Origin of the sequence: Janthinobacterium sp. EB271-G4-3-2, from assembly GCF_020858035.1 — a bacterium.
In the GTDB taxonomy this organism is placed as follows: domain Bacteria; phylum Pseudomonadota; class Gammaproteobacteria; order Burkholderiales; family Burkholderiaceae_D; genus Janthinobacterium; species Janthinobacterium aestuarii.
Genome location: NZ_JACYMG010000011.1, coordinates 44,814 through 67,345 on the forward strand (window position 1 = coordinate 44,814; position 22,532 = coordinate 67,345).

A 22,532-nucleotide genomic window follows, 5' to 3' on the forward strand; every position below is an offset into this window, starting at 1 on the left:
TGCAGTAACACCCCAGCCAGCCGGCAGCTATGCCGCGGGCTGGGGTGGTACCGGGCAGATTTAACCGCCCGCCACCACCATGCTCTCGATGAGAATGGAACCCGTCTCTTTGGTGCCGCGGCGCAAGGCGTCGGCGCCCACGGCCACGATGTTGCGCAGCATGTCCTTCATGTTGCCGGCGATGGTGATTTCTTCGACCGGGTATTGAATGACGCCATTTTCTACCCAGAAACCGGACGCGCCGCGCGAATAGTCGCCCGTCACGTAATTGGTTCCTTGCCCCATCAATTCCGTCACCAGCAAGCCCGTACCCAGCTTTTTCAGCATGGCCACAAAATCGTCATCGGCGGCCGTCAGGGTCGAGGTCAGGTACAGATTGTGGGAACCGCCCGCGTTGCCCGTCGTCTGCATGCCCAGCTTGCGAGCCGTGTAAGTCGACAGGAAATAGCCTTGCACCACGCCATCCTTGACGACGTCGCGGCTGACGGTTTTCACGCCCTCTTCGTCGAACGGCGCCGAACCGACGCCGCCGATCACGTGCGGGTCTTCGAAGATCTGCACGTGCGAAGGCAGCACTTGCGTGCCCAGCGAGTCGTTCAGGAACGTGGACTTGCGGTACAGGGCGCCGCCCGAGGTCGCTTGCACATAGGTACCAAGCAAACCGGCCGCCAGCGGTGCCTCGAACAGCACGGGGCAAGTGCGCGTGCCGAGTTTGCGCGCATTCAGGCGCGACAGGGCGCGCTCGGCGGCGTAACGGCCGATGGCTTCCGGGCTCGACATTTTGGCGGCGTCGCGCACGGACGAATACCAGTCGTCGCGCTGCATCTTGGCGCCCTTGCCGGCGATGGGCGCCACGGACAGGGTGTGGCGCGAAAACGGGTAGCCGCCGATGAAGCCGCGCGAATTGGCGGACACAAAATGCGATTGCTGCACGTGTACGCTGGCGCCCTCGCTGTTGGTGATGCGCGGGTCGACGGCAAACGCGGCCGCTTCGGCCCGCTGGGCCAGCGCGACGGCTTCCTCGGTGGAAATGAGCCACGGATAGAACAGTTGCAAGTCGCGGGGGGACATTTCCAGCATGTCCGCGTCGGCCAGGCCGGCGCAATCGTCCTCGGCTGTGAAGCGGGCGATGTTGTAGGCGGCGTCCACCGTGGCGCGCAGGGCGGACGGCGAAAAGTCGGAGGTGCTGGCATTGCCGCGCTTCTTGCCGACAAACACGGTCACGCCCATGCCCTTGTCCTTGTTTTGCTCGATCGTCTCGATCTTGCCTTTTCGTACAGAAACGGACAGGCCGCCGCCTTCGCTGACTTCGACGGCAGCGTCGGTGCCGCCCGCTTCCCGCGCAAAAGACAACACATCACGGGCCAGTTGCTGCAATTGCTCTTGACTATGGGTAAATACGGAGTCGTTCATGCGCTGTTTTCTTCGGAAAGCCGCTAAAAAGGTTATCATAGCAGTCGTTTACAGTTTACAGGAGCGGTCCACAAGTCCTCTCCCGCCTTATATATCATGCCAAATCCAAACCGGGGAGCTTGCGGCTTCCAATCGACCGAATTCGAACAGGAATATGAACGTCCGTCGAAATCGGAACTCAAACGCCAGATGACCGTCCTGCAAAAGCTGGGCGAAGAACTCGTCAATGAAGCACGCGACCGCGTCAAGCGCGTCCCGATGCCGGAAGACGTGCGCGACGCCATTCTCGAATGCCAGCAAATCAAGGATCACGAAGGCCGCCGCCGCCAGCTGCAATACGTGGGCAAGAAGATGCGCACCCTGGATGAGGAAGAAGTTGCCGCCATCCAACGCACCATCGATAGCTGGAAAGGCTTGTCGAAAGCCGACACGGCCAATATGCACGCGATGGAACGCCGCCGCGACAAGCTGTTGACGGATGACAAGGCGTTGACCGTCTTGCTGTCGGAAAACCCGGAACTGGACGTGCAGCACCTGCGCACCCTGATCCGCAATGCCCGCAAGGAGCAGGCCGAGAACAAGCCGCCAAAAGCCTACCGCGAAATCTTCCAGATCTTGAAAGAGATCGCCAAAAAGAACAACAGCGGCAAGAAAGATGCCGATGAAGATGGCGTTGAGCAAGAAGAAGACGAATAAGCAACTGGGGTCAGGCCCGGCGGGTCTGACCCCGAAAGTAGCGAAAAACCGGGATCAGCCCGGTTTTTTTACGACATAGACAGGTGCCCCATGACCACGATAGAAGACGAATTGATTATCGGCCTGGTGTCGATCTCGGACCGCGCCAGCGGCGGCGTGTATGAAGACCTGGGCATCCCGGCCCTGGAAAGCTGGCTGTCCGCCGCCATCCGCACGCCTTTCCGCCTGGAAAAGCGTTTGATCCCGGACGAGCGCTCGCAGATTGAAAACACCCTGATCGACATGGTCGACCTGAGCCACTGCCATCTGATCCTGACGACGGGCGGCACGGGACCGGCGCGGCGCGACGTCACGCCGGACGCCACCTTGTCCGTCGGGACCAAGGAAATGCCCGGTTTCGGCGAACAGATGCGCCAGATCAGCCTGCAATTCGTGCCGACGGCGATCCTGTCGCGCCAGGTGGCCGTGATCCGCGAGACGCCCGAGCGTGCCGCCCTGATCATGAACTTGCCGGGCCAGCCGAAAGCCATCAAGGAAACCCTGGAAGGCTTGAAAGACGCCGCTGGCGTGCAACTGGTGAACGGCATCTTTGCCGCCGTGCCATATTGCATCGACCTTATCGGTGGCCCCTACATGGAAACCGATCCGGCCATCTGCAAGGCCTTCCGTCCCAAATCAGCGCTGCGTCCGGCGCAACCATTACCAGAGGAAAACACATGAGCAACTTGCTGGAAACCATAGAACTCGACAGCGCGCCGAATCCTACCGTCGCCATCATCTGGATGCACGGCCTGGGCGCAGACGGCAACGACTTCGTTCCTCTGGTGAAAGAACTCGATTTGCGCGGCTGCCCCGCCATCCGCTTCATTTTCCCCAGCGCCGGCACCATGCCCGTCACCATCAACAACGGTTATGTGATGCGCGCCTGGTACGACATCCTCGTGAACGACCTCGTGCGCCGCGAAGATGAGGCCGGATTGCGCGCCTCGCAGACGCAGATCGAAGCGCTGATCGCGCGCGAAAAGGCGCGCGGCATTCCCGCCAGCCGCATCATCCTGGCCGGCTTCTCGCAAGGCTGCGCCATGACCTTGCAGACGGGCTTGCGCCACGCGGAACCGCTGGCCGGCCTGATGTGCCTGTCCGGCTATCTGCCGCTGGCCGACAAAACGGCAGCCGAGCGCACGCCGGCAAGCCTGCAGACGCCGGTCTTCATGGCGCACGGCACGGCCGACCCCGTGGTACCGGTCGCGCGCGCACAGCAGTCGCGCGACTTGCTCACCGGCATGGGTTACAAGATGGAATGGCACGAATACATGATGCAACACTCGCTGTGCCAGGAAGAGATCGACGCCATCGGCGCGTGGCTGAAAAAAGTCCTCGCCTAAAATAAAACAGGCGCGGTGTGCGCCGCGCCTGTTGTTGTACGTGTACGTAACGCCGGGAACGATCAGTTCGCCGGCGTTTTTTCATTCCAGATTTTCAGCATGTCGGGCGATGCTTCCGAGCGAATGCCGTTGTCCGTCAGTATCGATTCCGTCACTGCCAGCATGTCCTTGCGGGGCACGACGACCATTTCCGCATCGCGCTGCTGGAAACGGAAGGTCAGCAAGTCATCGGTCTGGTCGCGCAGCAAGGCCACCAGATGCGCCAGGCTGCGCACGCGCACGCCATTGACGGAATCGACGACCGAGAAGAAACGGGTGCTGTAGCCATTCATCAGCTTGTGCGGGAAGAACGGCGCGGCGATCACTACCAGCTCTTCGCGCTCGGCATCGGGCGCATCGCCGCGCCGCGTGGCCAGCGGATTGCCGGCAAACGCCATGCCGCCCAGGATCGCCGGGTTGCCATTGGGCGCTGCCATGAATTCCGTGGTGGCGCGCGAAAACACCATCGGGCCGAAGATGAAATAGGATGGGTAATTGCCCTGCAGCCCGGCGATCAGCATCGGATGCGCAGCCGAGACGGGTACCTTGATTTTCAGGGGCGCGCCCTGGCGCACCACCGTCAGCGGCAGTTCGCCGTCCTTCGCCAGCTGCTGCACCCGGTACTGGAAGCGCACACGGCTGTTGGCATTCAGCTTGACCATGCCCTGGTTGTCGACAGGGAAGTCGCCGATATGCGTGATGACATCCCACTCCTTGAGCGGATAGGCCGCATCCTTGCTGGCTGGCGACATCACGACGGCGCCCTCGACACCCTTGGCCAGTTTCAGATAGGTGCGCAGCGCGGGGTTTTCCAGCGTTTGTGTCACGTCGCGCATGGCCGGCTTGCCCTTGGGCGCGCCACTTTCCTGGTCGCGCAGGAACAGCTCGATTTCCTCGTTGGGGATGATGTAGCCGATGTTTTGCGCATTGAGCATGCCGGCAAAGGCCAGGCCGATCATCTTGTCGCCGGCAATCACGGGGCCACCGCTATTGCCCGGGTTGATGGCCGCATCGATCTGGATGCGCAGGCCGGAGACGGGGAAGTTGTAGCGCACGAATTCGATGCGCGAAACGATGCCCTTGGTGATCGACAATGACGTGCCGCCCGTCGGATAACCGTACGCGAGCACGGCATCGCGCACGTCCGGCAACACATTGGCGCGCGGCACGGCTTTGTGGCTGGCGAAAAAACTGTCGTCGTCGATTTTCAGCAAGGCCAGGTCCATGCCGCGCGAGATGGCCAGCACGGTCGCCGGGATCTTGTCGCCGGCGCCATTCGCCTGGATCTGCACCTGGCTGGCATAGCCGACCACGTGCGCATTGGTGAGGATGCGGCGGCCTTCGATGACGACGCCGGAGCCCATCACCTCTTGCGGCGCGGCCTTGCTCCACGGCTTGTACGGATCAGGCCCGCGCAGGGTGGAAAACACCTTGACGACGGAGTTTTCCAGGGCGGAAGCGCTGGCGCTGGCGGCCGTCTCGGCGGCCAGCGCACGCACCGTCATCAAGGGGGAAAAAGAAAGGGCCAGCGCCAGGAAGGCACGGCCCATCAGGGTGAGGCACGGACGAGTTTTCATTGAGCTTGTTGGCAATGGAAGGGAAGTAAAATTATATATTGAATAATTGCAACTTCATTACACTTTGTCCATCTTTGCCGAAGAACTCCTCTACACTCCTCTCATCAGGCGGGCAAGGGCGGCACGCCCAACGCCGGCACGGCCGTCTGCGCCCCATTCATCACCATGGCCAGGAAGGTGTAATAGCCATTGATGCCCATCAAGTCGACCACGCCGTGCTCGCCGAACAGCGCCCGCGCCCGCGCATAGGTGGCGTCGCTGATCCGCTTGTTCTGCTGCAACTCGATGCAAAAGTCGTGCACGGCCTGCTCATCGTCTTTCAGGGCAAGCGGTACGCGCCGTTCAGCAATGGCGTCCACGGCCGCTTGCGCGATGCCGTTCTGCACGGCCAGCGGCGCGTGGATGGCCCACTCGACTTGCTGGTCCCACTGGCGCGCCGTCACCAGGATCGCCAGCTCGGACAGGCGTGTGCCGATGGCGCTGCGGTAGCGCAAATACTCTCCCATGCGCTGCGCCGTTTCCATCAGTTCGGGACTGCGGATCAGGGGCACGAAGGGGCCGTACAGGGCCCCGCGCGGACCGTCGATGATGGCTTGCGCCGCCGCGCGCTGCTGCTGGTCCAGCTGGTCCAGCGGCAGCGGCGGCAAACGGTCGATATCGCTACCGGCCATCAGGCGGTCCAGGCGACCACGTCCTGCTGCTGTTCGCCGAGGCCGGCGATACCCAGGCGCAGGCTGTCGCCTTTTTTGAGGAAGCGCTGCGGCTTGCGGCCCTGGCCCACGCCCGGCGGCGTGCCCGTGGCGATGACGTCGCCCGGCTCCAGGGTCATGAATTGCGACAAATAGCTGACGATCTGCGCCACCGTGAAAATCATGGTTTGCGTATTGCCGGTTTGCATGCGCTTGCCGTTGACTTCCAGATACAGGTCCAGGTCCTGCTCGTCGATGACTTCATCGCGCGTCACCAGCCACGGGCCGACGGGGCCGAAGGTGTCGCAGCCCTTGCCCTTGTCCCACTGGCCGCCCCGTTCCAGCTGGAACGAGCGTTCGGAAATGTCGTTGACGACGCAATAGCCGGCCACGTATTTCAAGGCGTCCTCTTCGCTCACGTATTGCGCGCGCGTGCCGATGATCACGCCCAGTTCCACTTCCCAGTCCGTCTTTTTCGAGCCTTTCGGCAGCACGACATTGTCGTCCGGGCCGTTCAGGCAAGTAATGGCCTTCATGAACACGATAGGTTCGGCAGGGATCGGCATGCCGGACTCGGCCGCGTGATCCGCGTAGTTCAGGCCGATGCCGATGAACTTGCCGATTTTCGCCAGCGGCACGCCGAAGCGCGGATTGCCGCGCACCAGGGGCAAGGTCTTTTCGTCGAGCTTGGCCAGCTTGCGCAGGGCCTTGTCGGACAGTTGTGCGCCGTCAATATCCTGGACCACGCCGGACAGGTCGCGCAGTTTGCCTTCTTCATCGATCAGGCCCGGTTTTTCCTTGCCTGGACGTCCATAACGAACGAGTTTCATAGTCTTCCTTGGAGTTGATCATTGCCGCTGTGCAGGCTGCCATTTTACCGGATGGCCCGGCACGCCTGTAGCGGCCAATGAAAAACATCGCAAGTCCCGGCAGTTGCAAGGCCGCCAGCACGCCAAACGCCGCCTGATACGCCTGCGGCGGATACTGCTGCTGGCTGTTCAGGGGCCAGCAGCCGAGGATCAGGCCAAAACCCGCCTGCACCAGGAAGGCGCCCGTGAAAATGAGCAAATTGAGACAGGTGGCCGCCCTGCCCGTCAAACTGGCCGGCATGCTTTGCGCGACGATCGCATACTCGAGGCCCGTCACCGTGCCCAGCAAGGTAAACAGCACGGACAGCAATGGCAGGCTGGGCACGACATTGCAGGCCATCGCCACTTGCACGGCGACAAACAGGACGATGCCGGCGGCCGCCACCTGCATGGGTGCAATGCCACGCCGCCCGGCCCACTCCGTCAGCATGCCCATGCCGATGGCGCCGAAGATGACGGCCGCCATGCCCAGGTACAGCAAATACGCCACACTGTCATCGGACAAGCCGCCCACGTCGGCCAGCCAGCGCCCCACCCACAAGCCCTGCACGCCAAAGAACACCGTGTGCGGCAGCAGGATCAGCGCGATGGTGCGGCGAAAACCGGGATCGCGGTACACGCTCCAGACGCTGACCTTGCTCTTGGCCGCGGCAGGCGCGGGCATGGCAGGCGACAGCAGGCGGATCAGCAAGCCGATAGCCAGCGCCGCCAGCGCCAGGCCCAGGAAGACGCCGCGCCAATCCGTGTAGTGCAGGGCCAGCTTGACGGGCATGGTGGCCGTGGCCGCGCCGAGGCCGCCCACGGCGATCAGATAGCCATGCACGGAGGGCAGGCGCGATGGCGCGATGGCGCACGAGATCGCTTTCACGGCGGCCATGAAGCAGCCGCCCAGGCCCGCCCCCATCAGGGCGCGCGCCCACATCAGCTCGGCAAAGCTGTGGCCCCGGCTGAACAGCCACACGCCCAGGGCCGCCAGCGCCAGCAGCCATAGTTGCACCGCGCGGGGACCGTAGCGGTCGAGCGCCATGCCGATCGGCAATTGCACCAGGGCAAAAGCGAGAAAAAAGGCGCTGGTGAGCAAGCCCAGCTGTGCGGGAGTCAGCGCGATGGCGCCCAGCAGTTCCGCCGTCAGCACGGCATTCACGCCGCGCAGCAGGCACGACAGGTAATGACCGAGCGCGAACGGCAGGAACACCAGGCAAAACACGGCCACGCCGGAGCGGGCAGGCGCACCGGCCGCGTGCATGCTCAGGCGGCCTGTGCCAGGCGGATGATTTTATGCGGCAGCTGCGGCACGGGCTCATCCATTTCAAAGAAAAACTTGTCGTGGCCGAATGCGGGTTTCAAATCGTCCAGCCATGTCGCTTCCGCATCGAATTTCGCATAAAACGGCCGGCGTACCCAGTCCGGGTTGCGCGCCTGCAAAAATTGCAGGGCAAACAGTTTTTCACCATTGATGGTGACGATGCCGTCGATGACGACCTTGCCGGGAAAGGCGCTCATGGACGGTCCGCGCACCGTGCGCGACAGGCCCGACACCATCTGGTAGGCGGCCTGGAAAATCTCGTGCGCCTTTGCCAAGGGCAACTCGAAATAGCCGCGCGGACCCGTGTCCCGTTCGACAAACATGTAATATGGAATCGCCCCCAGGCGCGTGCCCGTCTGCCACAGCTCGGCCCAGCTTGCCGGGTCTTCATTGATGTGGCGGATCAGCGGCCCCTGCATGCGCAAGGTGGCGCCCGTGGAGACGATGCGTTTCACGGCTTGCTGGGCAATGTTCTGGCGCAACTCGACGGCATGGCTGTAATGGCCCATCACGGCCAGGTTCTTGCCCGCCTTGACGATGCGCTCGAACAGGCGCATCAGATCATCCGCATCGCGGTCGGACACGAAGCGCTGCGGCCAATACGCCACCGCCTTGGTGCCGATGCGAATATTCTGGATGTGTTCCAGGCCCGGCGCCAGCAGCGGCTCCAGGTAGGCGGCCAGTTGCCGCGTATTCATGATCATCGGGTCGCCGCCCGTGATCAGCACGTCCGTCACTTCCGGATGCAGTTTCAGGTAGGCAACCAGCTCATGCGACTCGCGCGCATCGAACTTCATGTCGTCCATGCCGACGAACTGGGGCCAGCGGAAACAGAAAGTGCAATACGCGTGGCAGGTCTGGCCCGCGCTGGGGAAGAACAGCACCGTTTGCGCATATTTATGCTGCAGGCCGCGCACAGGCGCGTCGTTGACCCGGGGCACGTTATGCGTCATCTGCCCGGCAGGATGAGGATTCATGCCCAGACGCAAGCCATGCACATAGGCATCGATGGCCGCCTTGTCGCGCCGCACCAGCACCAGGTCGCGCAAATGCGCATACTGCTCGGGTGGCAGCATGTCGCGGTGGGGAAAGACGAGGCGGTAGATGGGGTCGTCAGGAATATTGTTCCAGTCGATCAGCTGATCGAGCACATATTCATTGGTGCGAAACGGCAAGACGTGTGACACCACTTGCACGGCTACACGCTGCTCTTCCGGCAGCCATTCCCACTGCCGCGCCTGCTGAATGGTTTGCCGCGTATACGGCTTGAACTTGGGTGAAAACGGCTCGGTAATGAGTGCGGACACGATCGGCTCCTTGCCTGTAAATAGCGATAACTTTCATGAAATCGGCCGTATATCGGCCAATCCCAGCCTTTCCCCCCCGCATGTCAGGCCACCCCGGCATGCTGTGAAAGTCATCATAATTCTTGCCGTTCGGAACCAAATTGCTGCATATCAACAAGCCGTCGATACGTTGCATGCTGCCTACAAGCAACACCTTAGTTTGTTCCAACGCAAGCTGAGACGGACTTCGGCGACGTAAATTACGTCTTGGCAACACTTCCATCGATATCACAAGGAGCTTTCATGAAACGCTTATTCACGGGTAGCCTGCTGTGCCTGGCATTTGCCGGCGGCAGCGTCAGTGCCGCAGTCGAACCAACGGAAAAAGACGCCATCGCCATGGCCGAACGGGGCGCCGCCTTCATGAAGGCACATGGCAAGGAAGAAATGATGAAGAAAATCACGGCGAAAGACCCGGACTTCGTGCAGGGCTCGCTGTATGTGGACATGCGCGACATCAAGACGGGCATCGTGCTGGCCCACCCCATCAATCCTTCCATCGTGGGCAAGGATTTGACGGATGTGCCCGATGCGAACGGCAAGAAATATCGCCGTGAAATCATTGAGCTGGCACAAAAGCAGGGCAAGGGCTGGGTCGATTACCAGTACAAGAATCCCGTCAGCGGCAAGATCGAGCCGAAGACCACGTACATTCTGCGCGTCAATGATGTGGTACTGGAAGCAGGCATCTACAAAAAATAAGACGGGGGCGGCGCGCACGCACGCCATGCGCCGCCTGCGGTTTGAACAGCCATCGCCAGGAGTCAAGCATGCTCAATCAATTACGCATCGGGCCAAAATTATTGCTGGCGCCCACCCTGGTCTTGCTGCTGCTGATACTCAGCTCGAGCGGCGCGTGGTATGGCATGGTGCGGCAAAATGCCTCGCTGGAAAACATGGTGCGGGTACGCATCACGCATTTGAAGGCGGCCTCCGACGTGGCCGGCGACGCCAAGCAGGTGCACGGCAATATGTACCAGTTGCTGTCGTGGGCCAACGGCAGCTTCGCCAAGGCCCGCCTCGATACATTGGAGCAACAGATCAAGGCACGCCACGCGGCCATCGGCGCCCAGCTGGCCACGCTGCGCGCCACGGCCACAGGCGCCGAGCGCACCTTGGTCGATGCGGCCATCACGGCGCTGGCAGGCTATCGCAAGGCTGTGCTGGAAACCATGGAAATGGCGCAGATGGACCAGTCGATCGCCACCAATTCCATGCTCAAGGCGGAAACCCAATTCGTCCAGCTCAACACGCAGCTGGCGCAACTGTCGGCCCTGGAAACAACGCTCAGCAGCGAGGCCCATGCGACGGCCAGCGCCGAGTTCCGCAGCCTGGGCTGGAGCTTGCTGCTGACGGTGCTGCTGTCTATCCTCGTTTCCATCGTCGTGACCATGCTGGTGCGGCGTGCCATGCTGGTGGAAATCCGCGGCATTGCCGACGCCGTGCAAGACCTGGCGGCGGGCAAGCTGACGGCCGGCGCGCCCAAGCAGGGCAATGACGAAATCGCCGCCACGTCGCGCGTGCTGGACCAGACCATCGCCCACCTGAATCAGACCTTGCGTACCATCATGGACGCCGTGCGATCGATCGACACGGCCTCGCGCGAAATTGCCACCGGCAATCTGGATTTATCGGCGCGCACGGAAATGCAGGCCAGTTCGCTGGAAGAAACGTCGAGCGCCATGGAAGCACTGACGCAAGCCGTCAATGACAATGCCGACAACGCCCAGCTGGCCTGCGAGCTGGCGGGACAAGCATCGACCCTGGCCGTGCAAGGGGGTGCGTCGATGCAGGAGGCGGTGACGACGATGGCGACGATACGCGCCAATTCGCGCCAGATCGTGGATATTATCGGCGTGATCGATGGTATTTCCTTCCAGACCAATATCCTCGCGCTGAATGCGGCGGTGGAAGCGGCGCGCGCGGGCGAACAGGGCCGCGGCTTTGCCGTGGTCGCGTCCGAAGTGCGCACCCTGGCGCAGCGCTCGGCCCAGGCCGCCAAAGAAATCAAGACCCTGATCGCCACCTCGGTCACCACCATCGACGGCGGCAGCGTGGCCGTGCAGCAGGCGGGCGACAGCATGGGCGCCATCGTGGCCTCGGTGCAGCAAGTCAATGAAATCATCCAGCGCGTGAAAGAGGCCAGCGCGGAGCAGGCGTCGGGCATCACGGAAGTGAATCAGGCCGTCACGCAAATGGATGACGTCACCCAGCAAAATGCGGCCCTCGTGGAACAGGCGGCGGCAGCGGCGGCCAGTTTGCAGGACCAGGCCGTCAAATTGTCGGCGGCCGTGGCCGTGTTCACCCTCGACCCGCTGGCGTCCGCGCAGCCCGCCGCGCCGGACGAGGAAGCGTTCCGGCATCCGGCCAGTGCGCAGCAGGAGCGGCGCGCACTGCATAGCCCGCTGCGCGGCATGCCCGGCATGCCCGGCGCAAACACGGCGCCACAGCGCCGGCGCAGCTAGGCGTCTTGCGCGCGCATCGGTTTACTCAGGTAGCGCGAACCGGCCAGCACGAAACGCCACGGCGTCTCCATCGCCTTGGAAATGCCGATGCGCAAGCCAGCGTGTACCGTCACCTCTTCCTCGCGCGCCAGCAGCATGAATGGCGGCGCATCGAGCGCCAGCCGGTTATGCATATGCGTGACACCGAGCGCCTGGCACACCTTGCCCGGCCCCGAACACAGCAGCCGCGCATCCTCGACGCCGCGCCGTTCACGCATGGTATCGAGCCCCACGAGCGGCTCGATGGCGCGGATCAGCACGCCCGCGCCATGCCCCGCTTCGCGGCACACAAAGTTCAGGCACCAGTGGATGCCGTACGAGCGGTAGACATAGGCGTGCGCGGGCGGGCCGAACATGGCCGCATTGCGCGGGGTCATCCCGCCATACGTATGCGAAGCCGGGTCCAGCCGGTCATACGCTTCCGTTTCCACGATGCGCCCGCCCACGCCGTCGACCAGCACGGTCGCGCCGATCAGCTGGCGCGCCACGCTGCTGGAATCGTCCGCAAAATCGATACCCGCGAGGATTTTTTTCATCGGGCAATTGTACCGCCGCGCATCGCGCCACACGCCTCGCTTCGTCTTGAAAACAAATAAAACTTGCTCTTTTCATCATAAACGTCTTCATCGGCAGCGTCGTAAAATGACAAAAATCGCAGCTGGAGCAGGCCCAAACGGGAATTTTTGCGACAAAATATTGCAGAGATGAACTATTGCCGTGCATAAACAGCGATAATCGTCGGGCACTGCGCCAGACGCTCATGCAGCGGCAGCGGCAGCGCGCACAGAATAAGCACCGGCACAAAAATGATGATGAAAGCGTGATGATGAGAGCGGCAGCGCAAAAGCAGGTAGTGCAGGAAGATCCGGTTGACGCCCTGATGCGTTCCATCCGTATCCCGCCGCGTCCCAGCCTGCTGGTCGACTTGCAGCGCGAACTGGCGGAACAGGATCCGTCGCCGCGCCGCATCGCGCGCATCATCGCCGATGACGTCGGCATGTCCGGCGCCCTGCTGAAATTGGCCAATTCACCGTTCTATGGCGCCGCACGCAAGGCCAAGTCCGTCGAGCAAGGCATCAACTTTCTTGGGATCAACCAGTGCAGCGCCATGATGACGGGCTTGCTGGCACGCCAGGCGCTGGAAGCGGAAGGCGTGGAACTGACCAACTTCTGGGATGTGTCGGCCAAGCGCGCGCGCGCCCTGGTATTTACTTCGCGCAAGCTGCGCATCGCCCCGCCCGACATCGCCCACACCTTCGGCCTGTTCTGCGATATCGGCGTGCCCCTGCTGATGAACCGCTTCCCCGACTACGTCAACACGTACGCGGCGGCGGCCAACGATGCGCACAATTGCTTTACGGCACTGGAAGACGCGCGCCACCAGACCAACCACGCGGCCATCGGCTGCTTGCTGGCACGCAACTGGGGCCTGTCCTCCGACGTCTCCTGGGCGATTTTGCATCACCACGACTACACGGTGCTGGCCGACCCGTCCACGGACGACGCCATCCGCTCGCTCGTCGCCCTGTCGCTGCTGGCCGAAAAGGGCATTCAGCGCTACCATGGCAACAGTACTTCGCTCGAGTGGGACAAGGGTGGCGAACTTGCCTGCCAGCATCTCGGCCTGTCACAGGAAGAAGCCGCCGACCTGCTCGACGAATTGCACGAGATGTTCGATACCGACCATTGAGGTATCAGGCGGCCGCGTCCGCCTGTATGATCTGTCCCGGCGCCTGGCCTGAGCCATGGCGCCTGTTTCCGTTTGCCTGCCCCCTATTTCTTAACCTGTTGATCGCCATGCCCAAAAATAAGCGCCCTGTCCCCCGTAAATCCGCCAACACGCCTGAAGACAAGGATGAATCCGTCACGCGCATGCTGTGCACGATGGCCCTGAACCTGGCGGAGCAGGAAGACAGCGAATCGCAGGGCACGGTGCTGGCCGAGCAAGCCGTCGAGTTCGGACGCCTGATCCGCAAGGCCTTGAATCAAAAGAAGGATGAAATTCTGTACGACGCCATCGAGCGCGCCAAGTACGAAGACGTGGGCGCCTACCAGTACCTGCGCAGCCACATCGAGGAAGCGGCATCCATTTCCGTGATCCGCCGCGAGAATGCCCCGGCCATGGAAATCAACGCCTTCGTCGTGCCCCTGCTGGTGCAAAGCACGGGCGGCCTGAAGGAAGCGGACAGCTTCCAGGACCAGGACGCTTTCGAAGCGCTGGTGAAAAGTTTCCAACAGGCAGAACTGGAAAGCGCCAAGGCCAAGGTGGTCCTGATGAGCCATGCCTACGACCTCGACGAGATCGACCGCATCACCTATAGCCATTTGCACGAGATGGTGCGCGATGCCTATAGCTCGATGACGGACAAGAAAATCGTCGCCACGCCGGGCCTGGAAAGCAGCATCGTCGGCTGGAGCGAAACGGCTTTCGGTCCGCAGGACACGGCCGTCGAACTGCGCTTCCTGCTGGGCTTTGCCTTGAAACGCGTGGACGACCCGTTCTATGCGGAGCCGAAGGACGAAGCAGCGCTCGACGCCTGGTTCGATGCGCGCATGGCCCGCTACCAGCAGTGGACGACGGAAGTGGGCGAGCTCGTCAAACGTTGCCTGGCGCCGGCCGGCAGCCCTCTGGAAGTGAGCTTCCTCTACCAGGATCTGTTCCACGGCGGCAAGGAGCAAGGCATGAGCGAGTACGCGATGCTGCAGATGATGTCCGGCATCAACCATGCACTGGCGGAAAACAAGATGGACGCCGGCGACGTCGCCGTGGTCGTCGGCCCGGCCGATGAACATGGCGAAATGCTGCTGCGCGTCAACGTCAGCACGGCGGCTGGCGAACTGCTGCACAGCGCCGACAAGCCGCTGGACCTGGCCGCCGACTTGCAGGACGAAGTCGACGACATCTGCGACGCGCTGGCCACCATCGGCGTGACGCAACTGTCCGTGGCGCTGAAATTCGATGCCAAGGGACAGCCGCTGGAAGCGCAGCCGTACGCGCCGGCGTAAGCCCCTCCCCCGTCATCTCGACAAGCGGCAGTTATCAAGATACCATCTGCCGTTAGCGTGCGACCAGCTTGGCGCACCTTCCGGAGATGCGCATGCCCCAGCCGCAACTGATCAATATTGCCACCCATGTGCTGGCCGGCAGTGCCGCCATCGGACTGGGCTTGTTTCTGCTGGCTACCGCCAAGGGCACGCCGCAGCACCGCCGCCGCGGCAGGCTGTTCGCGTGGCTGACCTTGCTGGTCTGCGCCACGGCCGCCATCGGCAATCTGCTGTTTGACTATCGCCCCGTCTTTGCCGTGCTGACGGTGCTGGTGCTGTACCAGCTGCTGAGCGGCTGGCGCGCCGTCTACACGCGCGAGGCCGGTCCGCAAGCCGTCGATGGCGCGATGACGGCAGCGGCGCTGGTGGCGGGCGGGCTGATCCTGTTGCGTCTGCAGCACGATGCTTCCGGACAGCAAGCCATCGTCGTGCTGTCATCGCTGGGTGGCCTGGCCACCATCCTCGCCTACGACGGCGTGCGCTGGGCCTTTCCCCGCCGCTGGCATGGCATGTTGTGGCGCTATGAGCATATCTACAAGCTGCTCGCCTCGCTGTTCGCCATGCTTTCAGCCGCCGCGGGCAACCTGCTGCGCATGGGCCAGCCATGGACGCAGCTGGCGCCATCCCTGCTGGGCCTGATCTGCATCGCCTGGTTCTGGCGGCGCCAGTACCGGCAGGAACAGGCGCAGCGCCTCCTGCACAGGCTTGCCACCTGACCTCACCGGCGCAAAGCCAGCCATGCCTGCAATTTCTGCGCATACGCCAGGGTATAGGCGGGGCTGCTCGACGGCAAGCTGACGATGCGGTAGCGCTGCGCGTGTTCGCCCAGCACCTTGATGCCCAGCTTCGCGGCCGTGCCGCCGTTGAAAGCGATCGTCTGCAGCTGCGGCAGGCTGGCTGCCAGGGCCACCAGGTCGTTGTCGTCGCGGGCGCGGATATTACTGTCCAGGCTGCCCGTGCGCTGTGCCTGCGCCACCACATCCCACAAGCCCACGCCGTGCGCCAGCAAGGTCGCCAGACGTTCCTCATAGGGCTGACTCTTCAAATCCACGCCCAGCACCTCGCCCAGCAGCATCCAGAACCTGTTTTGCGGATGCGCATAGTACTGGCTGTGCGCCAGCGATTTTTCGCCGGGCAGGCTGCCCAGTATCAGCAAGCGCGTGCCGGCATCGACGACGGGGTCGAAACAGCGCTTGCGCGCATCTGCGGCTTGCTCTGGCAGGAAGACTGGGCTATTGACTGGGCTATTCAAAGGGCGGTCCGGAAGGGAAAACGAAGGACCATTTTACCCGGCCACGCGACGGTGTAGAATTCCCGCACAACCTTCCTGCCCACGAGACCGCCCATGCGCACCATCGACACCCTGCTGGCCCAGTATGGCGAAAGCCACCGCAATCACGTCAATGAATGGGTGCACATCGTGTGCGTGCCGCTGATCGTTTTCAGCCTGCTGGGGCTGCTGTGGAGCGTGCATCCCAGCGTGGCGCTGCTCAGCAGTGTTCTGGCCTTATACTATTATTACAAGCTGTCGCGCCCGTTTGCGGCGGGCATGCTGGCGATGCTGGCCGCCATGCTGGGCCTGCTGTTGCTCATGCCCCCGCTGACCATCCTGCCCGTGTCGCTGGCGCTGTTCGTGCTGGCCTGGATAGGCCAGTTCATCGGCCACCAGATCGAAGGCAAAAAACCGTCGTTCCTCGACGACTTGCGCTTTTTGCTGGTGGGGCCGCTGTTCGTGCTGGGATTTTTGTACCGGCGCCTGCGGCTGGCGTATTGAGCGGCAAGCGGTTAGGTGGTTACGTGGGACCGGTAACAGATTTTTACTATTCGCAACTAGGTATCTGCAGCAAGTGTCCTTATGATAAGTCATCATCTGCCGGTCGACGCAATCGGCAACCAACTTTTGTCCAAGGGAGTCCCACATGAAAGCACCAATTATTGCAGTGGCATTGCTCGCCACCCTGGCCGGCTGCGCCGTACAACCGAACTCGGCAAATGTCTACAACGCGCGCCAGGCGCAGAATGAACAATCGGTTCGCATGGGTACGGTTGAATCCGTACGCCAGGTGACCATCGACAAGGGCGAAACGGGCACGGGCGTGCTGGCAGGCGCGGCGCTGGGCGGCGTGGCCGGCTCGACAGTTGGTGGCGGCAAGGGCGCCATCGCGGCCAGCATCCTCGGCGCCGTCGCCGGCGGCATGGCCGGCAAGAGCATCGAAGCGAACGCCTCGAACAAGCCCGGCCTGGAAATCACCGTGCGCCTGGACAATGGCGACATGCGCGCCATCGTGCAAGATGCCGACGAGCTGTTCCGCCCGGGCGAGCGCGTGCGCCTGCTGTCGGACGGCCGCAAGACCCGCGTCACGCACTGATCCGTTTGCCGGCGCAGGCGCTCAGCCGAATGCGCCGGCAGCGAGCAAGACTGAAGGGTGCAGCCAGATGGCAATCGCAGCCGTCACGACGACATACACAAGCACGCTCCATACTTTGATCTGCAGTGAGGCTGGCATGGCGCTCCCCTTTCAAAGATGCAATCCGGAAAATACTTACTTGATAATAAAGTAAATATTTTCATAAATTCAATATTTTCCAGAAGCACTGCGCTGGCTCAATCCCGGCTGTCTCCTGACGCCGCATTGAGCAAACTCGACCGCACTCGCCATCCCCGCGCGATGCCCGTATACTTGCGCGATGTCCTCTCCTCTCCTGTTCATCATTGCCTGCCTGATCTGGGGCTCCACCTTCTGGGCCATTACCTTGCAGCTGGGCGATGTCGCCCCCGCCGTTTCCGTGGTCTATCGCTTCGGCCTCGCGTCGGCCACCCTGTTTGCCTGGTGCGCCGTGCGCGGCGACCGCCTGCGTCTGCCGTGGCGCGCGCAAAAATGGATGCTGCTGCAAGGCCTGGCCTCGTTTGCCCTCAGCTATGTGTGCACCTACAGCTCGGAGCAATACCTGGTATCGGCCCTCGTCAGCGTGCTGTTCGCGCTGATGGTATTCTGGACGCCGTTGCTCAACCGCATCGCCTTCGGCACACCGATCACCTGGAGCACCTGCTGCGCGGCATTCGTCGCCATCTGCGGCATCGTGCTGCTGTTTTACCAGTCCATCGGCGCGGCGCTGCAAGATATTCTGGGCGGCGGCAATGGCCATTTTCTGCTCGGGTTTATCCTGGCGCTGGTGGCTACCGTGTCTAGCACGGCAGGCAACGCCCTCGTCATGAAAGTGCGCGAACATTCGGGCAATGTGATGCTGACCATGGCCTGGACCATGCTGTGGGGCACCTTGATGGTGGCCTGCTGGGCCATCGCCACGGGCCAGTCCTGGCAGCTGCCCACGCGCCCCAGCTACTGGATGGGATTGGCGTACCTGGCCATCTTCGGCTCGGTGATCGCCTTCAGCGCGTATTTCACGTTAATCGCCCGCATCGGCACGCAAAAAACCGTGTATATCGGCGTCGTCACGCCCGTCATTTCCGTGCTGCTGTCGGTACAGTTCGAACACTACCGGCCCGCCCCCATCGAATGGGTGGGCATGGTGCTGTGCCTGTCCAGCGTGGCCTGGGCCCTGACGTCGGGCGCGCGCAAGACGGCTGCCGTTTCCTCTCTTTCCACCACTTCATCCGCAAAGGCAACATGAGCACCTATTCCTCCCTCGCCATCCGTCCCGCGACCGCATCCGACGTGGCGGCCATCTTCGGCATGATCCATGAACTGGCCGTGTTTGAAAAACTCGAACACATGATGATCGCCAAGGAATCCATGCTGCACGACAGCCTGTTCGGCAAGCACCCCGCGTGCGAAGCGCTGGTCGGCGAGGAACATGGTGAAGTCGTGACCTTCGCCCTGTTTTTCCATAATTTTTCCACCTTCCTGTGCCGCAAGGGCCTGTACCTGGAAGACCTGTACGTGAAGCAATCGGTGCGCGGCAAGGGCTATGGCAAGCAGATGCTGGTGGCGCTGGCGCAACTGGCCGTCGAACGCGATTGCGGCCGCTTCGAATGGTCGGTGCTGGACTGGAATGAAAACGCGATCAACTTCTACCAGGGCATGGGCGCGGACGTGATGCCGGACTGGCGCATCTGCCGGGTCGCTGGCGATGCCTTGACGCAATTGTCGGCGGGCACGCCAACATCGGCCTGATGGGGGAACTGTAAGCGTAAGTTCCAAAAAAAATCCCCGCGGGCTAGCGGCACCGCGGGGCAGAACCCATTGTCAAGTGGGAGGGGGAGAATGCAATCAACGGTTATCAATATAAACGCTGCCACTTGCGATGGCGCGGACCTTTACATTTGCTTACCGGGCCTTACATTTGACTTAAATCCGCTAACCAAGTGTCACCCAGTGTCGTTCGGATGCCACTGATTATTTCCGTGGTTCAATCAATGTGCCGTGCAAGCCGATATGTTGTTGCGCAACCCCACTGCCACCCTGCGATTTTCTATAGATTTGATACACTGTCAGGCAGGCGATGCAGCCAGCAACCACGGCAAAAATAACCATGCGACGCTCCTTGAGTATGCTTGAGGGAATCAGGGCTCGCGGCTGATGATGACCAGGCGAACAGGGAAAATTCAGTGTGGCATCTTCTGTCCGGGGGACATTGCGGAAGATCAAACGCGCCAAAGTGACGGTACGCTGGCGTTTGATGCGACGCAAAATGGCGGCAATGCGCTCACACACAATGAACGAATCAATGAACGAATCGCATACGGGAGCCACATCATGAATGTTTCTGCCAAACCGCTCGTCATGAAAATCTACCGCGCCTACCTGCGCTCCCGGCTGGAACGCTACACGCGCGACTTGCAAGCCATCGCCGAACAGCGCGAGAACGACTTCCAGGCCGAACGCATCCTGCACCAGGCCGTCGTCTCGGTGCGCTCCAAACTGCACTCGCTGTAACCGTGACGCCGTCAGCGCTGCCGGCCGGCAACGGCCCAGCGCTCCACCAGCTCGAACAAGCCCTGCGTCAGCAGGGCCAGCACGGCTGCGGGGATCGCGCCGGCCAGCAGCATGTCGTTGTCATTGAGCGCCAGACCGATGGTGATGCGTTCGCCATAACCGCCCGCGCCGATGAAAGCGGCGATGGTGGCCGTGCCCACGCTCATCACGGCCGCCGTTTTCACGCCCGCCAGCATCACGGGCAAGGCCAGCGGCAAATCCACGTGCAGCAGGCGGTCGCGCCGGCTCAAGCCCAGCGCCAGCGCCGCCATGCGCAAGCCTTGCGGCACCTGCAAGATGCCCGTGCACGTGTTGCGCACGATGGGCAGCAGCGCGTACACGAATAGCGCCACCAGCGCCGGCACGGTGCCGATCATGCCCAGCACGGGGATCAATATCGCCAGCAAGGCCAGCGAGGGCACCGTCTGCAGCACGCCGACGAAGGCCAGCACCGTTTGCCGCAGCGGCGCCGAAAACGCCGCCAGCACGCCCAGCGGAATACCGATCAGGCACGCCAGGGCGACCGACAGCAGCACCAGGGTCAGATGCTGGCGCGTCAGGGTCCACAAGTCGTCGCCGATGATTTTATCGAGCAGCTTGCCGCGCGCGGCGGCCGGTTGATTCGCCTGCGTGCCGGAAGCCAGCCACTGTCGCGCCACGTCGGAAAAACGCTTGCCGTCGATTTCCACGGCCGCATTCATGGCGATCATGTCGCTCTCGCTGATGCGTCCCTGCAACCCTTGCAACGCCAGCCATGCCGCGGGAAAGCGCTGCGGCACGTCGAGCCGGTACAACAGCATGGCGTCATAGCGGGGAAAGTATTGCTGCGTGTCGGCCAGCACGCGCAAGCCGTACTGGCGGATCTTCGCGTCCGTCGAATAGATGTCGATCACGTCCACCTGGCGCTGCGCCAGCGCTTCATAGGCGATGCCGTGATCGAGGCCGCGCGGGCGCTGCGGCAAGCCATAGCGGACGGCCAGGCCCGGCCAGCCATCGACACGGCCGATGAATTCATGCGACAGACCAAATATCAGGGCCGGGTGTTGCGCCAGTTGCGCCAGGCTGACGATGGATTTTTCATCATGGCGCACTGCCAGCGCATACGTATTGTTAAAGCCCAGCGGCACGGCCACGCCCAGGCCCAGCGCCGCCAGCTCGCGCCGCATCTGTTCCACGCCGATGGCTTTGTCGTGCTTGAGGATTTCGCTGCCGATGGTGCCCATGTATTCGGCATACACGTCGATGCTGCCCGCCTGCAGCGCGGCGAGCACGATGGCCGTGTTGCCCAGGCCCTGGCGGTGCTGCGCCTGGACGTGCGGCGCGGCGCTCTGCTGGATGATTTCGCCGAGAATGTACGATTCCGTGAAGCGCTTCGAGCCCACCTTCAAGGTGCCACCATCCTGGGCAAGGGAGGACATGGGCGCGGCGCCAAAAACAAGCAGCAACAACAGGTAAACAACACGCACGCGGCGCTCCAGGACGGATGATCAATCCGGCAAGCTTACCACCGGCGCGCGCCAGACACCGCCATGCACCACGCCCGCGCACGGGTTCAGGCCCAGCGCATACGCCAGGTCGGCCGGGCGCGCGATGCGCCACAGGGCGAAATCGGCGCGCTTGCCCACCACCAGGCTGCCCGTCCGATCCTGCAAACCCAGCGCGCGCGCCGCATGGATCGTACAGCCAGCCAGCGCTTCCTGCGGCGTCAAGCGCCACAAGGTGCACGCCATGTTCATCGCCAGCAGCAGGGACGTCATCGGCGACGTGCCCGGGTTGCAATCGGTGGATACGGCCATCGGCACGCCGGCCGCGCGCAAAGCCGCGACAGGCGGCGGCTGCGTCTCACGCAAAAAATAATACGCGCCCGGCAGCAGCACGGCCACCGTGCCGTGTTGCGCCATGGCGGCCACGCCCTCTTCCGACAGGAATTCCAGGTGATCGGCCGACAAGCCATCGTAGCGCGCCACCAGCGCCGCGCCGCCCAGGTCCGACAACTGCTCCGCATGCAATTTGACGGGCAGGCCCAGCGCCTGCGCCGCGTCAAACATGCGCTGCGTTTGCGCCGGCGTAAAGCCGATGCGCTCGCAAAACGCGTCGACGGCGTCGACCAGTCCAGCGCCCGCCAGCTGGGGCAGCATCCGCGCACACAGCAGCTCGATATAAGAGTCGGCCTGGCCAGCATATTCGGGCGGCAGCGCGTGCGCGCCGAGGAAGGTGGTGCGCACGGACACGGGCAGCTGCTCTCCTATCCTGCGCGCCACGCGCAGCATCTTCGCCTCGCTGTCCGCGTCGAGGCCGTAGCCGGACTTGATCTCGATCGTGGTCACGCCCTCGGCCAGCAGCGCCAGCACGCGGGGCAGGCTTTGCCGCAGCAATTCGTCGTCGCTGGCCGCGCGCGTCGCGCGCACGGTGGACATGATGCCGCCGCCGGCGCGGCTGATGTCTTCATAGCTGGCGCCATTCAGGCGCGCCTCGAATTCATCGCTGCGGTTGCCCGCGTGGACGATGTGCGTATGGCAGTCGATCAGGCCGGGCGTCAGCCAGCAGCCCTGTCCATCGAGCAGCGCCGCGCCGCTGGCCGGCAGCTCGTCGCCGGGCCCGAACCACGCGATGCGGCCATCCTTGACGGCGATGGCCGCGTCCAGCAGTTCGCCATAGCCATGTTCCATCGTGGCCAGGTGAACATTGTGAATGACCATATCCCAGTCTTGCATGTGTGTTCCTTC

Annotated in this window: 24 protein-coding genes; 13 read left to right on the forward strand and 11 right to left on the reverse strand. The window is 62.6% G+C overall.

The window, feature by feature from the left end; all coding sequences use genetic code 11:
- Nucleotides 1-60: 60 nt before the first annotated feature.
- Nucleotides 61-1,413, reverse strand: coding sequence for a metalloprotease PmbA (gene pmbA / locus IGS55_RS21105; protein ID WP_230517094.1), 1,353 nt, complete (start codon nt 1,411-1,413; stop codon nt 61-63).
- 96 nt (nt 1,414-1,509) lie between these two features.
- Here pmbA and yjgA point away from each other — a divergent pair, with 96 nt between their 5' ends.
- The 3 genes from yjgA to IGS55_RS21120 all read left to right on the forward strand — a co-directional run bounded on the left by yjgA (nt 1,510) and on the right by IGS55_RS21120 (nt 3,494).
- Nucleotides 1,510-2,109: a ribosome biogenesis factor YjgA gene (gene yjgA / locus IGS55_RS21110; RefSeq protein ID WP_070224233.1), complete on the forward strand. Its 600-nt coding sequence runs from the start codon at nt 1,510-1,512 to the stop codon at nt 2,107-2,109.
- Between the two features lie 90 nt (nt 2,110-2,199).
- The gene (gene mog, locus IGS55_RS21115; protein ID WP_058048219.1) at nt 2,200-2,829 is read left to right on the forward strand and encodes a molybdopterin adenylyltransferase; all 630 of its coding nucleotides are present in this window, start codon (nt 2,200-2,202) and stop codon (nt 2,827-2,829) included.
- Nucleotides 2,826-3,494 (forward strand): alpha/beta hydrolase, encoded by a 669-nt coding sequence (locus IGS55_RS21120; protein ID WP_230517093.1) that lies wholly within the window; start codon nt 2,826-2,828, stop codon nt 3,492-3,494. The genes mog and IGS55_RS21120 overlap by 4 nt, the downstream gene beginning before the upstream one ends.
- Before the next feature lie 62 nt (nt 3,495-3,556).
- On the opposite strand, the gene IGS55_RS21125 is transcribed toward IGS55_RS21120, so the two are convergent.
- From IGS55_RS21125 to IGS55_RS21145, 5 genes are all read right to left on the reverse strand, one after another.
- Entirely contained in the window at nt 3,557-5,110 is a 1,554-nt protein-coding gene (locus tag IGS55_RS21125) for a S1C family serine protease (RefSeq protein WP_230517092.1), read from the reverse strand.
- A gap of 104 nt (nt 5,111-5,214) precedes the next feature.
- Nucleotides 5,215-5,781, reverse strand: coding sequence for a carboxymuconolactone decarboxylase family protein (locus tag IGS55_RS21130; protein WP_230517091.1), 567 nt, complete (start codon nt 5,779-5,781; stop codon nt 5,215-5,217).
- Nucleotides 5,781-6,629: a fumarylacetoacetate hydrolase family protein gene (locus IGS55_RS21135; RefSeq protein WP_230517090.1), complete on the reverse strand. Its 849-nt coding sequence runs from the start codon at nt 6,627-6,629 to the stop codon at nt 5,781-5,783. The genes IGS55_RS21130 and IGS55_RS21135 overlap by 1 nt, the downstream gene beginning before the upstream one ends.
- Nucleotides 6,574-7,914 carry an MFS transporter gene (locus IGS55_RS21140; protein WP_230517089.1) on the reverse strand — a complete coding sequence of 447 codons (1,341 nt, stop codon included), beginning with the start codon at nt 7,912-7,914 and terminating at the stop codon, nt 6,574-6,576. The genes IGS55_RS21135 and IGS55_RS21140 overlap by 56 nt, the downstream gene beginning before the upstream one ends.
- A 2-nt stretch (nt 7,915-7,916) precedes the next feature.
- Complete coding sequence (locus IGS55_RS21145) at nt 7,917-9,281, reverse strand: KamA family radical SAM protein (protein WP_230517088.1); 1,365 nt, start codon at nt 9,279-9,281, stop codon at nt 7,917-7,919.
- Between the two features lie 282 nt (nt 9,282-9,563).
- Here IGS55_RS21145 and IGS55_RS21150 point away from each other — a divergent pair, with 282 nt between their 5' ends.
- Both IGS55_RS21150 and IGS55_RS21155 read left to right on the forward strand, forming a co-directional pair.
- Nucleotides 9,564-10,022 carry a cache domain-containing protein gene (locus tag IGS55_RS21150; protein WP_070301115.1) on the forward strand — a complete coding sequence of 153 codons (459 nt, stop codon included), beginning with the start codon at nt 9,564-9,566 and terminating at the stop codon, nt 10,020-10,022.
- A 68-nt stretch (nt 10,023-10,090) separates the two neighbouring features.
- Nucleotides 10,091-11,785, forward strand: coding sequence for a methyl-accepting chemotaxis protein (locus tag IGS55_RS21155; RefSeq protein WP_230517087.1), 1,695 nt, complete (start codon nt 10,091-10,093; stop codon nt 11,783-11,785).
- Here the strand turns inward: IGS55_RS21155 and IGS55_RS21160 are convergent.
- Complete coding sequence (locus IGS55_RS21160; protein WP_230517086.1) at nt 11,782-12,360, reverse strand: DNA-3-methyladenine glycosylase; 579 nt, start codon at nt 12,358-12,360, stop codon at nt 11,782-11,784. The two genes, IGS55_RS21155 and IGS55_RS21160, sit on opposite strands and share 4 nt — an antisense overlap.
- Before the next feature lie 287 nt (nt 12,361-12,647).
- On the opposite strand from IGS55_RS21160, the gene IGS55_RS21165 reads away from it, so the two are divergent.
- The 3 genes from IGS55_RS21165 to IGS55_RS21175 all read left to right on the forward strand — a co-directional run bounded on the left by IGS55_RS21165 (nt 12,648) and on the right by IGS55_RS21175 (nt 15,585).
- Nucleotides 12,648-13,514 carry an HDOD domain-containing protein gene (locus tag IGS55_RS21165; RefSeq protein ID WP_034746307.1) on the forward strand — a complete coding sequence of 289 codons (867 nt, stop codon included), beginning with the start codon at nt 12,648-12,650 and terminating at the stop codon, nt 13,512-13,514.
- Nucleotides 13,515-13,621: 107 nt separating this feature from the next.
- Nucleotides 13,622-14,830, forward strand: coding sequence for a hypothetical protein (locus IGS55_RS21170; protein ID WP_230517085.1), 1,209 nt, complete (start codon nt 13,622-13,624; stop codon nt 14,828-14,830).
- A 92-nt stretch (nt 14,831-14,922) separates the two neighbouring features.
- Complete coding sequence (locus tag IGS55_RS21175; RefSeq protein ID WP_230517084.1) at nt 14,923-15,585, forward strand: hypothetical protein; 663 nt, start codon at nt 14,923-14,925, stop codon at nt 15,583-15,585.
- Between the two features lie 2 nt (nt 15,586-15,587).
- On the opposite strand, the gene IGS55_RS21180 is transcribed toward IGS55_RS21175, so the two are convergent.
- Nucleotides 15,588-16,121, reverse strand: a complete 534-nt coding sequence (locus IGS55_RS21180) for a DNA-deoxyinosine glycosylase (RefSeq protein WP_230517083.1) — start codon at nt 16,119-16,121, stop codon at nt 15,588-15,590.
- Between the two features lie 93 nt (nt 16,122-16,214).
- Here IGS55_RS21180 and IGS55_RS21185 point away from each other — a divergent pair, with 93 nt between their 5' ends.
- From IGS55_RS21185 to IGS55_RS21200, 4 genes are all read left to right on the forward strand, one after another.
- Complete coding sequence (locus IGS55_RS21185; protein ID WP_230517082.1) at nt 16,215-16,643, forward strand: Mpo1 family 2-hydroxy fatty acid dioxygenase; 429 nt, start codon at nt 16,215-16,217, stop codon at nt 16,641-16,643.
- A 145-nt stretch (nt 16,644-16,788) separates the two neighbouring features.
- On the forward strand, nt 16,789-17,238 hold the full coding sequence (locus IGS55_RS21190; protein WP_034780449.1) for a glycine zipper 2TM domain-containing protein: 450 nt from the start codon (nt 16,789-16,791) through the stop codon (nt 17,236-17,238).
- Between the two features lie 319 nt (nt 17,239-17,557).
- Entirely contained in the window at nt 17,558-18,502 is a 945-nt protein-coding gene (locus IGS55_RS21195) for a DMT family transporter (RefSeq protein WP_230517081.1), read from the forward strand.
- Nucleotides 18,499-19,005, forward strand: a complete 507-nt coding sequence (locus IGS55_RS21200) for a GNAT family N-acetyltransferase (RefSeq protein WP_230517080.1) — start codon at nt 18,499-18,501, stop codon at nt 19,003-19,005. The genes IGS55_RS21195 and IGS55_RS21200 overlap by 4 nt, the downstream gene beginning before the upstream one ends.
- Nucleotides 19,006-19,227: 222 nt before the next feature.
- Here IGS55_RS21200 and IGS55_RS21205 read toward each other — a convergent pair whose 3' ends face one another.
- A complete protein-coding gene (locus tag IGS55_RS21205) occupies nt 19,228-19,584 on the reverse strand; it encodes a hypothetical protein (RefSeq protein WP_230517079.1) in 357 nt (118 codons plus the stop codon).
- A gap of 3 nt (nt 19,585-19,587) precedes the next feature.
- On the opposite strand from IGS55_RS21205, the gene IGS55_RS21210 reads away from it, so the two are divergent.
- Nucleotides 19,588-19,767: a hypothetical protein gene (locus tag IGS55_RS21210; RefSeq protein ID WP_034746290.1), complete on the forward strand. Its 180-nt coding sequence runs from the start codon at nt 19,588-19,590 to the stop codon at nt 19,765-19,767.
- Nucleotides 19,768-19,778: 11 nt separating this feature from the next.
- Here the strand turns inward: IGS55_RS21210 and IGS55_RS21215 are convergent, their stop codons facing one another.
- Together IGS55_RS21215 and hutI are read right to left on the reverse strand one after the other, a co-directional pair.
- Nucleotides 19,779-21,224, reverse strand: coding sequence for a glycine betaine ABC transporter substrate-binding protein (locus tag IGS55_RS21215; RefSeq protein ID WP_230517078.1), 1,446 nt, complete (start codon nt 21,222-21,224; stop codon nt 19,779-19,781).
- 69 nt (nt 21,225-21,293) lie between these two features.
- Nucleotides 21,294-22,520 carry an imidazolonepropionase gene (gene hutI / locus IGS55_RS21220; RefSeq protein WP_230517077.1) on the reverse strand — a complete coding sequence of 409 codons (1,227 nt, stop codon included), beginning with the start codon at nt 22,518-22,520 and terminating at the stop codon, nt 21,294-21,296.
- Nucleotides 22,521-22,532 lie beyond the last annotated feature (12 nt).

What these genes read in the sequence shown, in the direction of transcription:
- IGS55_RS21120 (WP_230517093.1), top strand. Translation starts at nt 2,826, where the DNA reads ATGAGCAACTTGCTGGAAACCATAGAACTCGACAGCGCGCCGAATCCT.
- IGS55_RS21155 (WP_230517087.1), top strand. Translation starts at nt 10,091, where the DNA reads ATGCTCAATCAATTACGCATCGGGCCAAAATTATTGCTGGCGCCCACC.
- IGS55_RS21170 (WP_230517085.1), top strand. Translation starts at nt 13,622, where the DNA reads ATGCCCAAAAATAAGCGCCCTGTCCCCCGTAAATCCGCCAACACGCCT.
- IGS55_RS21175 (WP_230517084.1), top strand. Translation starts at nt 14,923, where the DNA reads ATGCCCCAGCCGCAACTGATCAATATTGCCACCCATGTGCTGGCCGGC.
- IGS55_RS21140 (WP_230517089.1), bottom strand. Translation starts at nt 7,914, where the DNA reads ATGCACGCGGCCGGTGCGCCTGCCCGCTCCGGCGTGGCCGTGTTTTGC.
- hutI (WP_230517077.1), bottom strand. Translation starts at nt 22,520, where the DNA reads ATGCAAGACTGGGATATGGTCATTCACAATGTTCACCTGGCCACGATG.
- pmbA (WP_230517094.1), bottom strand. Translation starts at nt 1,413, where the DNA reads ATGAACGACTCCGTATTTACCCATAGTCAAGAGCAATTGCAGCAACTG.
- IGS55_RS21210 (WP_034746290.1), top strand. Translation starts at nt 19,588, where the DNA reads ATGAATGTTTCTGCCAAACCGCTCGTCATGAAAATCTACCGCGCCTAC.
- IGS55_RS21190 (WP_034780449.1), top strand. Translation starts at nt 16,789, where the DNA reads ATGAAAGCACCAATTATTGCAGTGGCATTGCTCGCCACCCTGGCCGGC.
- IGS55_RS21185 (WP_230517082.1), top strand. Translation starts at nt 16,215, where the DNA reads ATGCGCACCATCGACACCCTGCTGGCCCAGTATGGCGAAAGCCACCGC.
- IGS55_RS21215 (WP_230517078.1), bottom strand. Translation starts at nt 21,224, where the DNA reads ATGTCCTCCCTTGCCCAGGATGGTGGCACCTTGAAGGTGGGCTCGAAG.
- IGS55_RS21135 (WP_230517090.1), bottom strand. Translation starts at nt 6,629, where the DNA reads ATGAAACTCGTTCGTTATGGACGTCCAGGCAAGGAAAAACCGGGCCTG.
- mog (WP_058048219.1), top strand. Translation starts at nt 2,200, where the DNA reads ATGACCACGATAGAAGACGAATTGATTATCGGCCTGGTGTCGATCTCG.
- IGS55_RS21125 (WP_230517092.1), bottom strand. Translation starts at nt 5,110, where the DNA reads ATGAAAACTCGTCCGTGCCTCACCCTGATGGGCCGTGCCTTCCTGGCG.
- IGS55_RS21200 (WP_230517080.1), top strand. Translation starts at nt 18,499, where the DNA reads ATGAGCACCTATTCCTCCCTCGCCATCCGTCCCGCGACCGCATCCGAC.
- IGS55_RS21160 (WP_230517086.1), bottom strand. Translation starts at nt 12,360, where the DNA reads ATGAAAAAAATCCTCGCGGGTATCGATTTTGCGGACGATTCCAGCAGC.
- IGS55_RS21195 (WP_230517081.1), top strand. Translation starts at nt 17,558, where the DNA reads ATGTCCTCTCCTCTCCTGTTCATCATTGCCTGCCTGATCTGGGGCTCC.
- IGS55_RS21150 (WP_070301115.1), top strand. Translation starts at nt 9,564, where the DNA reads ATGAAACGCTTATTCACGGGTAGCCTGCTGTGCCTGGCATTTGCCGGC.
- IGS55_RS21130 (WP_230517091.1), bottom strand. Translation starts at nt 5,781, where the DNA reads ATGGCCGGTAGCGATATCGACCGTTTGCCGCCGCTGCCGCTGGACCAG.
- IGS55_RS21165 (WP_034746307.1), top strand. Translation starts at nt 12,648, where the DNA reads ATGATGAGAGCGGCAGCGCAAAAGCAGGTAGTGCAGGAAGATCCGGTT.
- yjgA (WP_070224233.1), top strand. Translation starts at nt 1,510, where the DNA reads ATGCCAAATCCAAACCGGGGAGCTTGCGGCTTCCAATCGACCGAATTC.